We start from the raw sequence: 12,395 nt of genomic DNA, 5'->3' as shown, positions 1-12,395 counted from the left end.
CTCATGAAATACGGTATTCTGATGTGACAAAACCTGAATCCTGGTCGTTAAAGTGTTTGTTTGCACTCATATTTTAACTGTTAGGACTCAGGTTTTTTTATTTAAAGCAAACTATGGGACAGCAGTGCGATGCAGGCTTTTTTTTAGCGAACTTTTTGATTCAGTTCGTTCAGGAAGAGTTCAGCATCCAGCTGGCTATTAAATACTTTTTTGTATTCTCCAGCTTGCTGAATAGAATGCGGTGTATATTGAAGGGAGATTTCAAACAGACCAGTCGCAGCATTTCTGCTGACATGAACCGCAATAATATGCCGAGTATTTAAATAAAAACCATCTTCGATTTTCACTAACATCTTGAATAAGACCTCTAGTATATCAATTTGAAGATTTCTTCATGTTTAATAGAAAAGTATAGTTTTACTTTCCTGTCTAGCCTCTTACTGTAAACCTTTTATGTGACTGATTTCACATTATAGTATTTTAAATGCGCTTAAATTCACCATTTAAAATAAGTCAATAATAAAAAGCCGGATCAGTTGATCCGGCTTTTTACATAACGATCTTATACGCTTAACATGCTGTTCAATGTCTCTGAGACATTTTTCGATTTCACCTGTGGTTTTAAAGCTTCAAGTTGTGCTTTGACTTCACTGCGTTGCGGTTCAATCAGGGTATACCAGCGTGAAAGCACCTGAAGCAGACGTGAACCGACAATCGGGTTTTTCTGATCCAGATATTTCGCCAGCTCGATATAATGCTGCACACCAAAGCTCCAGGTATTGACCGGATTGGCATTCAGACCGCCACTCACCGCACGGATACGGTTTGGTACTTTCAGGTCATAATCTGCATGCTCAGTGAGTGCTTTAATTGTTTCTGCAGTCGCTTTTGGATGAGCTGCTTGCAGCATGAACCATTGATCCAGTGCCAGTGCTTCATCTTTAAAACGGTTATAGAAATCATCCACGAATGCTTTGGCTTGAGGCGCATCATTCCATACCAGCACACGCAAGGCACCTAAACGTTCAGACATATTGCCTGTATTTTGGTATTGCTGCTCTGCCAGTTCAAATGCACTTTCATCACCTTGACGTGCAATCAGCATTAGCATGATATTTTTCAGTGCACGCACACCCATCGCCTGAGAGAAATCTGACTGCAATTCAGGATCCAGACCCAGATAGATTTCTTTAGCTGTTGCTCCAAAAGCACGTGCCAATTTATGCAGCAAGGCATCACGTTTTTCCTGAATCATGGCCGGATTGTAGTCTGTATCAATCCGGCTACCCAGGTAACCTTCTGCCGGTACATCAAATAAGCGTGAAGCCAATAGCGGATCTTTTTGAATCAGATCAGGCAAGGTATTTAGCATTGCCTCGATATAGATTTCAGAAGGTTGATCATCCAGCAAAATGCGTTCTAATAAAGTCTGGGTCGCCTGCCACTGGTTAAAACCATTGGTTTCATATTGCAACAGGAACGCCAGTTCTTGTTCAGAGTAATCAAAATGCAGATCAACGGGTGCAGAGAAGTTACGCAGTAAAGAAACAACCGGCTTGCTGGTTACGCCGCTAAACTCGATGGTCGCTTCATCCTGATCAAACAGATACACCCCATCTTTGACGCCATTTTCAAATAAGGCATCTGAGTTCAGGCTCTGCTGCTCGCCTGTAGCCGCATCAAACAAAGCCAAAGCCACTGGAATCGGAACAGCTTTCAGATTCGGATATTTCGGATGAGCTTTCAGGCTTTGCTTAAAGCTAAGACGATAAGTTTGTGCATCTGCATCATACTCACCTTTTGCGACCAGTTTCGGTGTACCTGGCTGGTTATACCAGGTCAGGAAGTTCGATAAATCTACCCCTGAACCGGCAGTCAAGGCAGCCACCCAGTCTTCAACCGTTACGGCCTGACCATCATGACGGCGGAAATACTCATCTGTACCTTGACGGAATTTTTCTTTACCGAGCAAAGTCGCCATCATACGGTTAATTTCTGCACCTTTTTCATACACGGTCGCCGTATAGAAGTTATTAATTTCTACAAAATGATCCGGACGCGGTGGATGCGATAAAGGGCCAGAATCTTCCGGAAACTGATGCGCTTTCAGGACTGCCACATCATCAATACGTTGTACCGCAGCAGATTGTAGATCTTCAGAAAAAGACTGATCACGGAATACGGTCAAACCTTCTTTCAGACACAGCTGGAACCAGTCACGGCAAGTAATCCGGTTACCCGTCCAGTTATGGAAATATTCATGGGCAATCACTGATTGCACACGCATGATGGCAGCATCAGTTGTATATTCTTCATCAGCCAATACACATGAGGTATTGAAGATATTCAGTCCTTTGTTTTCCATCGCACCCATGTTAAATGCGCTGGTTGCTACGATCATATAATTATCAAGGTCGTATGGCAGACCATAATGCTCTTCATCCCAACGCATGGAATGCTTTAAGGCTTCCATCGCGATTTTGCATTTTGGAATGTCTTTTTCTTCAGCATAGATTTCTAGTGCCACATCACGACCTTCTGATGTGGTATAGCGGTCTTTCATCACTGCCAGATCACCGATTACGCAGGCAAATAAATAGCTCGGCTTTTTGGTTGGATCTTGCCAAAGTGCATAGTGACGGTTTTCATCCACTTCGCCGGTTTCGATCAGGTTACCGTTAGCCAGTAGAACCGGATACTTTTTGTCAGCTTCGACACGAGTGGTAAATACAGACAATACATCTGGGCGGTCTGGATAGAACGTAATTTTACGGAAACCTTCCGGTTCGTTCTGAGTTACGAATAAATCTGAACTGGCCTGATACAGACCTTCCAGCATGGTATTGCTTTCTGGATGAATCTTGACCACTGTTTCAATAGTCGCCTGATCTGGAGCATTGCTAATCACCAGTTGCTCAGCATCCAAAATATAATCTGATGCATTTAGTGGCTGACCATTTAACTGGATCGATTGCAGTTCCAGGTCACGACCAAGCAATACCAGATCACCTGCTGTTTGGCGCTGCATCTCCAGTTTGCTGCTGACCAGCGTATGATCGTCATAGACTTGAATATTCAGGTCGATTGAATCTACAACAAAAGAAGGTTTTTGATAGTCTTTTAAATAAATGGTTTGATCTGCTTCGATCACCGGATTCGCCGCGATATTCATATAATGTCCTGATCCTTTATTGCACAGCTTCTAAGGCAAAAGATTGTCAATGCATTGATCATACGCCTTGATCTTGAACCTGTCTGTGCGTTTCATTTGTATTGTATATGGGAATAATTACTGATCTTTTCAATTGAGCTACATCAAAATATACGATAATCGCCTTATATTTGCCCGATATCTAAAATCCCCATCTCTAAAACAACTTAAAGATAAAATAAAAAAAGCTTTCATCTGCACTGTATGATTCCTCTATGCATGATTCCTGCACATGCAAAGTATTATTCCAATATGAAAAATTACTGCCTGACTTCAGGACAACCTTATATCTAATTTAGATGCTGGGCGCTGCAAAACCTGACTTCTAAAAGATTAAGTTCTGGTTAATCTGCGTTCCAAATTTCATTTTAAATGCACAAATGACATGCACCAGTTTGAATGCATTTTGCATCACCCAACAGCAATGGCAGGATTCAAAGAAAGATATATGCCAAGTTTTCGGCTAATATCATATTTTTTTACATTTTCTTATGTGCTTGATTTAAAAATATATAATTTATGATTAATAGCAATTCCGAAATATTGATTAAAAAATAAGCATAGTTTTTGCTACAGTTTAAGTGTGTTTTCTCCAAGCGCAAAGACTCCAAGAATAACGACAACAAAGAAATTGAGGTGAGCTATGTATTTAAAACAGCATGTGGTACGGATTGAAAATCTTAAAACACTTCAGGTTCTGGATCAGGCCAATATTGATCATAAAGTTATTGCCCTGTTCATGAGTTCTGAGGGCGTTCAGCTACAGGCGCATGAGGTCAGTGCGATTCTGAATACTTATGATGCACTCGGTGCCAAAAAGGTTCCATCCAAAAAAGTGCAGGCGTTGATTCAAGCGAAACATCAAGGAGAGGAAGACGAAACATTACCCTGCCCCGTTTGAAAAACGATGATCCAGTTTTCTTGAATACAGGGCTACTTCGGTAGCTCTGTTCGCTTAAGGCTCTCTTCTCCTGAAATCTGCTTTATTAAAAATATTCTCAAATGACGCGTGACTTTGATGAGCTGTGTATAATCGCAGTTTCTCTTTATTCTGGAGTTGTGCGCAATCATGGTATTCAACGTTCTGCAAAAACAGCTTGATGAAAGTACGCAGTGCCCGTTATGTAAGGCCTCCATGTACTGGATCGAGGCAGAACAGTATGATCAGGACATTACTTATCATGAATGCAGCCACTGCCAGCATCAGCTCTATACCGACCAGAAACACAACTGTTATTGCGATCAGTGTCTGGCTCAGCGTAAACGTATGCTGAAAGAAGTCCGTTTACAGGAAAACCGGAAATTTCATAAAAAGCAGGATCGGCATGAATATGAGCTCAATCAGCTCAGCTTTATTAATAAACTGTTTCTGCTCTCGATTCTGGATGAACAGGTTCAGGAACATAGCCAGCATCAGGAATATATTGACTGGCATGCTATTAAATATTATTCCATCAGCCCGAATTACCTGTATCAGCATGGTCTGGTCAAAAATCTGCTGAAAGATCAGATTCTAGTTCCTAGAGATATTCAACAAGAGAATCAGCAGTACTATATTAATGTACGTCTGGATGGCTATTCTGAGCCAAGCCTGTTTAGTATTACCCAGCAATTGCGTTACTGGTTCTATGAAAATCTGAGCAAAGGCGTACCTTTTAAAAATGCGGATGAAGTCAAAGATGCACTGTATTGTCTGCTGTGTCAGGAAGTCATTCAATTCGCACAGTTCTATTGCCGTAGCTGGGGTATCCAGATTGCGGGCAATCAAAGTTTTCAGACCTTCTGCTATCGCCTGCTCGATGTTTTGGCTGTGGGACAGATTTATTATCTGGTGCAATCGGCCCTCGAATATCTGTATCAGCAGAAAGCTTTAAAACCACGAAATGAAAATTTCATTAATACCAATTTACTGAAAAAGACCCTACAGCAGTATCGGGAACGTTCAGTGAATGAAAAATGGGAAACCTCTATTCTGCCTCGTCCACCACAATTGCCTTTGAGCAAAATGAGCAGCATCCTGTTTTTCCGTTTCCTGGGTTATGATGAAAATATTTTCTTCCAGCCGATCTGGCGTTCATGGCAGAAGATTGAACCACGCCTGAAATTTTATTCACAAAAACGCTGTATGCATTGCGGCTCACAAGAGCTTACTGTTGAATATGATGCTAGCGATTATGTCAGTCTGTTATGCCGTAACTGCAAACATCAAGACCATTATTTTACCCGCTAAGCATTTAGCAGCCCTATTCATATTTGAAAGATCATGATGATGAATACTTCCATGCAACAATTACAAAATACTCTTCTCGATCAGATCTGTGAAGCCTGGTCATTGCTTCAAGAGCAGCAACCATTGGTGCATGTGATGACCAATGCGGTGGCCAGCAACTATGTGGCCAATATCTTGCTGGCTGCGAATGCTTCACCCGCAATGATTGATAATCCTTTTGAAGCAGAAAGTTTTGTCAAAATTGCCGGGGCACTCAGTTTAAATCTAGGAACACCGACTACCGAACAGGTCGAGGCGATGCAGATTGCTGCGAAAACAGCATACAGTATTCAAAAGTCATGGGTACTAGATCCTGTTGGTTATGGAAATGTACTGCATTGGCGTTCAAGCGTTGTGGATCAGCTCATGACCTATCAACCCACAATTTTACGGGGGAATGCTTCAGAAATTGGTGCTTTAGCTGGAAAGAATATCGAGTCCAAAGGCGTCAATAGCACAGTCGATAGCTCAGAAGTCTATCTACAGGCGCAGTCTTTACTAGAGCAATGTGAATGTATCGCTATTTCAGGTGAGTCTGATTACATCATTTCCAGAGATTATCCAGTGATTCAGGTTTTAGGCGGTTCATACTTACAGCCGCGCGTCACAGCAACTGGATGTGCCCTGGGAGCACTGATTGCAGCGTATAGTGCAGTAAGTTCTCCTGCGATCGCAGCACTCTCTGCCCATATTCATTTTGCAATCGCCGGTCAATTGGCTTTTGCCAAAGCACCGACCTTAGGTCATTTTAATGCTGCATTTATGGATGAGATCCATCAATTGAATATAGAAACGATCCGTCAATATGCAGACTTTCGGATTTTGGCAGATTAAGAATCTGCGGGGTGTTTTATAATGAACACATGGAACACCCTATTACACTATTCAACTTATTTTTTAGATAATTAAATTCAGTCCTAATCTGGCAAAAATAATTTTTCAAGCGCTCAAGCTGAGTATTGTGTAAGCTTTGGATGAGCTTTTGTATCTCGAATTTGACTAATATCTTTCAAAATTACGTGAAATATATATTTTACCACTTAGTCAAATTCACACTTATTTTTAAACTTTATTTAAATTTGTTTAATAATTCTAAATAAAGCATGTCTGAAATTTGATACTGCATTAAGATTTCTTACTTCTAAACCAGTAAAACCTATTACGCATTCTTGGCTTCTGAAATATTCAATACTCCATTTGGCCTGAAGAATAAGCTTAGGTGAGCATTAATATCTAAGTCATAAATAATATTCAATAAAAAAGTCAGTTGCCCTTAAGCAACTGACTCAAAAAAATAACAAAGACAGGCGATTAACCCTGATAATGGATACTCACCGATTTAATCCGGTTATTTTCGATTTCCATTACCTTGAATTGAACACCTTGGTAGTTCAGTTCAGTGCCTACCTCGACCACACTATTGGTTTTATCCAGAATCAGACCGGCAACACTGATATAGCCTGCATCTTCATCAATCAGATCCAGCATACCTAGCTCAAGTTCTAACTGGTACAAATCCAGCATACCAGATGCAATCCAGTGTGTATCATCAACTTTGACCAGATCCAGCTGCTCATCGGCATCCGGGAATTCACCGGCAATTGCCTCAAACACATCTAGCGGTGAAATCAGACCTTGTACATGACCAAATTCATCGCTTACCAGCACCAGAGAGCCTTTTGAGGTACGTAAGGTATTAATCGCGTCAATCACTTTCATTCTTTCAAAGATATAGATAGGGCGATGACGCTTGATCAAAGCTTTTAACTCTTCCGGTTCATCCAGTACATCTAACAGCTCTTTGGCACGAACGATGGTAATCACCTTATCCAGACTGCCCCGGCAAACCGGAAACAGACTGTGTGGTACAGACAGGATTTTTTCACGGATTTGTTCCGGACTATCCTCCAGATCAACCCAGGAAATCTGACTTCGTGGGGTCATAATCGATGCTACAGAACGCTCTGCCAAGGTCAATACCCCGCCAATCATATAGCGTTCTTCATCCACAAAGGTTTCCTGTGCTTCATGCTGAGTAGTACTGGTGGTTTCAAGCTTGGCGCCCATCAGTTGAAGAATACTGTTAGCAGTACGATGTCGCAGCGGAATCTTGGCTTCATGTTTCGCAGCATTGCGCTGACTAAACTGGTTAAAGGCTTCAACTGCAATTGCAACGCCAATACCGGAATAAATATAGCCTTTCGGAATATGGAAACCAAAACCTTCTGCCATCAGGCTGATCCCGATCAGTAACAGGAAGCTTAAACACAGAATCACGACCGTAGGATGACGATTCACAAAGTTAGTCAATGGTTTAGATGCCAGTAACATCACGGCCATCGCGATAATCATGGCCGCCATCATGACATAGATATTATCAACCATACCTACGGCGGTAATCACCGAGTCCAGTGAAAATACGGCATCCAAAATGACAATCTGAGCCACAACAGCCGTAAAGCCCGCATATGCCACCTTGGTTGTGACCTGTATTTCAGGCTTACCTTCAATTTTTTCATGAAGTTCGGTAACGGCTTTATAGAGCAGGAATAAACCACCAAAGAGCAGAATCAAATCCCGTCCAGAGAAAGTCCAGTTAAATAATTGAATAAGTGGTTGAGTCAAGGTGACTAACCAAGAGATCGCAAACAGCAGACCTAAACGCATCAGCAAGGCCAAGGATAGACCAATCACACGGGCCTTATCACGCTGTTCAGGAGGAAGTTTCTCAGCCAGAATGGCAATAAAGACTAGGTTATCAATACCTAAGACGATTTCGAGAATGATAAGAGTAATTAAACCAACCCAAATTCCGGGATCTAATAAAAATTCCATTAGAACACCATCCCATTTGAGTATGTAAGCAACGAATATGGAAGATCAACGCACGGCGAGGGATCCATTTAATTTAACCTTTTCGACTTAAGATGTATCCATTATGCATAAACTTATGATTTTTGAACAATAAAATTTATGAAAAACTGTTGCACCGCTTTGTCTTTCCTTATTCTAAAATCTTTTAATTTTCAAATCATTGGCCTGAACCTGTTATGTTCTACATAACTCATTACAAATTAAAGAAAATTTAAGCTTCTTTTTGACCCTAAGCCCATTAAATCTATCTGATAGAAGCCTGAGATATAAATTACTGTTTCTCTTAATATTCATATCTCTTCATACATCATAAAATATTGAATGATCCACTATCCTGCTACGTCCCTTAAATCCACTTATCTAAAGACATATTTTAAATATGGATTTTTTATTAAAATAGTTCATACACGTTATAAATAGTTAGTCGTGGGATCAAAAAGATGCATAAGTTTCTCATCCAAAACGGTTTTATTCGATGAGTGACCAATTTAAATGTACTCGCTCTAGCTTTCGATCAGATTTGAGAAATCCGAATCTGCATCGTGCTACAGATTAAAAAATGTATCAGAGCATTCATTTAAACAGCATCGATTTTGAATTGTATTTCCGCATACTCACCAAAAGTAAGATATGCGCAGGTCGGCCATTTATCCATATGGTTTGCCAATCTAGTTCTTATTCAGACTCTAAATTTAATCTGGAGTCTTAAGATTTGCATGTCATATCAATGCCATTCATCTGGATAAAGACAGTTACAATTTGCCCCGATTGATCTACAACACGTAAATCACCTGATTTTTTTGATGTTAAGAAGATCTAACAAATGCAATCTCGTTAACATTTTAAAAATAAAGGTTGAAACATGTATAAACTTTTACATAAAATGTCAGTGCCCTAGAAAAATAAATAAAAGGAACATTTCATGACTAAAAAATATGCAAAATTTTTACCTTGTGCAGAAGACTTTAATTTAGAAAACTTTCCATACTACTGGGTGACTCAAGTTCATGCCCAATATGTCCTAAATGTAGATCATGCACTAAAAAAATATGGTGTCGATAATTCACGTCGCCGTATCTTGCTTGCTCTTAAAGCCAAACCACATGCCAGCGTTTCTGACTTGTCAGAAATGGTCGTATCTAAAATGTCGACAACCACCAAGATCGTTTATCGCTTAAAAGATGAAGGTCTGGTTGAAACCTATTCCTGTGAAGACGATGCTCGTATTACCCGTGTCGTGCTGACTGAAAAAGGAATGGAAATGACACATAAAATTAATGACCTGACCAATGTTGTATTGGAACAGTCATTTGAAGGGCTAACCCCATTACAAATTGAAAAAACCATGGAAAGCTTACGCCATATCTTTAAAAACTTGGCTCGTTAAGTATTTTTTCAATTTTGAATTTAGCTGGCGAGATCAATAACACCTTTTATAATAATTAACGATCCGCCATTGCTTTCTAGGTTTTAGGAATCAAAAAAGTTCAGCTGTGGACTGGCTTTTTTGATTCTTTCTTTTGGTACATGTGAACATTCGAACTCCTCTACTGGAAATCCCTGCACAAAGCTGCGAATATCCGGTTGCGTGAGATTCAGCCATTCATGTAAACGTTCATGCGGAATCACAATGACTGAACGTTTAATATTTCCTGGCTCATGAAACTCTTTCATCATGGGATGGTCTATTGCATCCATCGTAATCATACTGGCTGAACGTACGATTTCATCCTGCACCCGTGCAATTTCATACAGTGCCGCAATAAAGGTCGCTTTTCCATCTTTACGTCTGACGCCCCAGCGCTGTGGTTTATTATCAAAATACTTTGATTCATAAAATTCCGAGACGGGAATCACCCCAAACTTGCATTTGGCTGTCGCCTCCGCAAAGGTTGGTTTTTGCAGCAAAGTTTCATTTCTGGCATTGTAGGTTTTTGTCCCAATCGTTTTATCCTCTGCCCATTTGGGAATGAAGCCAAAATTAACCGAACGCCATTCCAGACCTTGATCAGATTGAAATAACAAGGGTGTAGCATAATTCGGATAGACTTCTTCCGGATATTCAAAGGGAATTTCCGGTAAGCCCAGATCATGTATTTGCTGTGAAGTTAAAGGCTTAAAGTTGGCACACATGCTTAATCAGACAGATCACTTGATGTTCTGATTATAGCTTGATGCCAAGCTTAAACCTGTATGGATTATGAACAAGTTTCTATCATGTAATATTATTCACTGGGTACAGTCAGCCAGTGAGTACGGGTGAATTCCTCAAAAATCCAGCGTCCATTAAAACGCCCAAGTCCAGAGTTTTTCTCTCCACCAAACGGTGCATTGGCCTGATCTGCCACACTAATACCATTGATATGGGTCATACCGATATCCAGCTGCTCCGTAAAATGAATACCACGTTCAATATTCGAGGTGCAAACTGCACTGGATAAGCCAAAACGGGTATCATTGGCCAGCTTTAAAGCATGTGCTTCATCACGAGCTTTCAGTATCGGTAGAATTGGTCCAAAACTTTCTTCCTGAGCCAGTGGAGATTCAGGTGCTACCCCAGTAAAGATATGTGGATAAACCAGATTACCTTCTATACCCCCTTCATATACCAGCTCTGCACCCTGCTCTTTTGCACTTTGAATAATCTGCTGATGTTTTTTGACCTGACTCTGATTGATGATCGGCCCAATGATGGTCTCTTCCAGATTTGGATCACCCACAGCAACAGTTTTCACTCGCTCTAAAAGCTTTTCCACATAGGCATCATGGATGGATGCATCAACAATGACCCGATTCGTGCTCATACAGATTTGTCCCTGATGCATAAAGCGCCCCATGATTGTCAGTTCTACTGCCAGATCAAGATCAGCATCATCCAGAATCACCAGTGGCGCATTTCCGCCCAGTTCTAGCGCCAGACGTTTAATTCGAGGGCTGGCTAAGGCTTTGCTTCCTACATTCTGTCCGACTTCAGTAGAGCCCGTGAATGAGATCATTTTTGGAATCGGATGTTCGACAAAATAATCACCGATTTCACTGCCTGCACCTGAAACCACATTGAGCACACCTGCGGGTAAACCAGCTTCTTCAAACAATTTGCCTAATAAGGTTCCACCTGTCACTGGTGTATCACTTGCTGGCTTGAGTACCACACTATTTCCACAGGCAATCGCTGTTGCTACCGAACGCATGGATAAATGAAATGGAAAATTCCATGGGCTAATGACACCAATCACACCCAAGGGTTTACGCAGTACCAGACTTTTACGTTGGGGATCTTTGCTCTCCAGCTGTTCAGTCTTGATCTGCTCCGGAAATTTCTGACTTTCCTGAATAATGGATAAAGCAGCGCCAACTTCCAGACCCGCTTTAAAACGGGTACTTCCAGACTCAAGAATTAACCAGTCAATAATTTCATCTTGGCGTGCCTGAATCACCTGTTGTAGTTTTTGCAGGATTTGCTGTCTTAACTCAACTGATTTAATATCACCCTGTTGAAAGGCTTTATCAGCTGCCGCATAAGCCGCATCAACATCTGCTGTACTGGCAGCCTGCAAAGTAAAAATCGTATCTTGAGTATAAGGATTCAAATTCTGAATCATTTTCTGGGAACGGCCAGGTTGCCACTGGCCCGCAATAAACTGCTGATCCAAATTTTGATATGCCATGCTGTTCTTCCCTGCAATTTATTGATTTGCTTTTACTTTAGCAGAGCCATTTCAGGATGGAAGTGACAGCGACGAATTGTTACGCTTTTATCTTGAGCTTTCTAAGTGAATGAAACTTACTGATCCATGAATCTCATTCTTTGCTGTCTAAATCTTCCAGTACGTCAGCCCAAATACGATTCTTAGAAATTAAAAATTGTGAATTAAACTGAGTCTTAAATACACTATCCAAAGCTCTACAACCACCCAACATAAGGAGCTGTAAACGCTCATAGGAATAGCGATTGGCAAATATAAAGCTAGTGTTTAACAGATAATTATTATTAAAGTTTTCTTCCATGACATTGTTCTATTTTAGGTGTTCAGTCAGTTA

At 40.8% G+C, this 12,395-nt stretch carries 10 protein-coding genes; 4 read left to right on the top strand and 6 right to left on the bottom strand.

Annotation, left to right across the window (positions count from 1 at the left end; all coding sequences use genetic code 11):
* Positions 1 to 143: 143 nt before the first annotated feature.
* A complete protein-coding gene (locus tag FTV31_RS08635) occupies positions 144 to 353 on the bottom strand; it encodes a hypothetical protein (RefSeq protein WP_004783945.1) in 210 nt (69 codons plus the stop codon).
* Between the two features lie 209 nt (positions 354 to 562).
* A complete protein-coding gene (pepN, locus tag FTV31_RS08630; RefSeq protein WP_180014295.1) occupies positions 563 to 3,172 on the bottom strand; it encodes an aminopeptidase N in 2,610 nt (869 codons plus the stop codon).
* 682 nt (positions 3,173 to 3,854) lie between these two features.
* On the opposite strand from pepN, the gene FTV31_RS08625 reads away from it, so the two are divergent.
* The 3 genes from FTV31_RS08625 to thiM all read left to right on the top strand — a co-directional run bounded on the left by FTV31_RS08625 (position 3,855) and on the right by thiM (position 6,314).
* Positions 3,855 to 4,112, top strand: a complete 258-nt coding sequence (locus FTV31_RS08625; RefSeq protein ID WP_004783954.1) for a hypothetical protein — start codon at positions 3,855 to 3,857, stop codon at positions 4,110 to 4,112.
* A 168-nt stretch (positions 4,113 to 4,280) separates the two neighbouring features.
* Positions 4,281 to 5,441 (top strand): hypothetical protein, encoded by a 1,161-nt coding sequence (locus FTV31_RS08620; protein WP_180014293.1) that lies wholly within the window; start codon positions 4,281 to 4,283, stop codon positions 5,439 to 5,441.
* A gap of 39 nt (positions 5,442 to 5,480) precedes the next feature.
* Positions 5,481 to 6,314 (top strand): hydroxyethylthiazole kinase, encoded by an 834-nt coding sequence (gene thiM / locus FTV31_RS08615; protein ID WP_180014297.1) that lies wholly within the window; start codon positions 5,481 to 5,483, stop codon positions 6,312 to 6,314.
* A gap of 477 nt (positions 6,315 to 6,791) precedes the next feature.
* Here the strand turns inward: thiM and FTV31_RS08610 are convergent, their stop codons facing one another.
* A complete protein-coding gene (locus FTV31_RS08610; protein ID WP_180014291.1) occupies positions 6,792 to 8,315 on the bottom strand; it encodes a TerC family protein in 1,524 nt (507 codons plus the stop codon).
* Between the two features lie 961 nt (positions 8,316 to 9,276).
* Here FTV31_RS08610 and FTV31_RS08605 point away from each other — a divergent pair.
* On the top strand, positions 9,277 to 9,741 hold the full coding sequence (locus FTV31_RS08605) for a MarR family winged helix-turn-helix transcriptional regulator (protein WP_179992445.1): 465 nt from the start codon (positions 9,277 to 9,279) through the stop codon (positions 9,739 to 9,741).
* 83 nt (positions 9,742 to 9,824) lie between these two features.
* Here the strand turns inward: FTV31_RS08605 and FTV31_RS08600 are convergent, their stop codons facing one another.
* The 3 genes from FTV31_RS08600 to FTV31_RS08590 all read right to left on the bottom strand — a co-directional run bounded on the left by FTV31_RS08600 (position 9,825) and on the right by FTV31_RS08590 (position 12,362).
* A complete protein-coding gene (locus tag FTV31_RS08600; RefSeq protein ID WP_004783965.1) occupies positions 9,825 to 10,487 on the bottom strand; it encodes an SOS response-associated peptidase family protein in 663 nt (220 codons plus the stop codon).
* Positions 10,488 to 10,579: 92 nt separating this feature from the next.
* Complete coding sequence (locus FTV31_RS08595) at positions 10,580 to 12,022, bottom strand: aldehyde dehydrogenase family protein (RefSeq protein ID WP_180014289.1); 1,443 nt, start codon at positions 12,020 to 12,022, stop codon at positions 10,580 to 10,582.
* Positions 12,023 to 12,155: 133 nt separating this feature from the next.
* A complete protein-coding gene (locus tag FTV31_RS08590) occupies positions 12,156 to 12,362 on the bottom strand; it encodes a hypothetical protein (RefSeq protein ID WP_180014287.1) in 207 nt (68 codons plus the stop codon).
* Positions 12,363 to 12,395 lie beyond the last annotated feature (33 nt).

Source organism: Acinetobacter sp. YH16031 (genome assembly GCF_013417335.1).
In the GTDB taxonomy this organism is placed as follows: Bacteria; Pseudomonadota; Gammaproteobacteria; order Pseudomonadales; family Moraxellaceae; genus Acinetobacter.
Note: the sequence above shows the minus strand (reverse complement) of the source record. Positions and strands in the feature narration are given on the sequence as shown.

Coding starts and splice junctions, on each gene's coding strand:
- thiM (WP_180014297.1), top strand. CDS start 5,481: ATGAATACTTCCATGCAACAATTACAAAATACTCTTCTCGATCAGATC.
- FTV31_RS08620 (WP_180014293.1), top strand. CDS start 4,281: ATGGTATTCAACGTTCTGCAAAAACAGCTTGATGAAAGTACGCAGTGC.
- FTV31_RS08625 (WP_004783954.1), top strand. CDS start 3,855: ATGTATTTAAAACAGCATGTGGTACGGATTGAAAATCTTAAAACACTT.
- FTV31_RS08635 (WP_004783945.1), bottom strand. CDS start 353: ATGTTAGTGAAAATCGAAGATGGTTTTTATTTAAATACTCGGCATATT.
- FTV31_RS08605 (WP_179992445.1), top strand. CDS start 9,277: ATGACTAAAAAATATGCAAAATTTTTACCTTGTGCAGAAGACTTTAAT.
- FTV31_RS08610 (WP_180014291.1), bottom strand. CDS start 8,315: ATGGAATTTTTATTAGATCCCGGAATTTGGGTTGGTTTAATTACTCTT.
- FTV31_RS08600 (WP_004783965.1), bottom strand. CDS start 10,487: ATGTGTGCCAACTTTAAGCCTTTAACTTCACAGCAAATACATGATCTG.
- FTV31_RS08590 (WP_180014287.1), bottom strand. CDS start 12,362: ATGGAAGAAAACTTTAATAATAATTATCTGTTAAACACTAGCTTTATA.
- pepN (WP_180014295.1), bottom strand. CDS start 3,172: ATGAATATCGCGGCGAATCCGGTGATCGAAGCAGATCAAACCATTTAT.
- FTV31_RS08595 (WP_180014289.1), bottom strand. CDS start 12,022: ATGGCATATCAAAATTTGGATCAGCAGTTTATTGCGGGCCAGTGGCAA.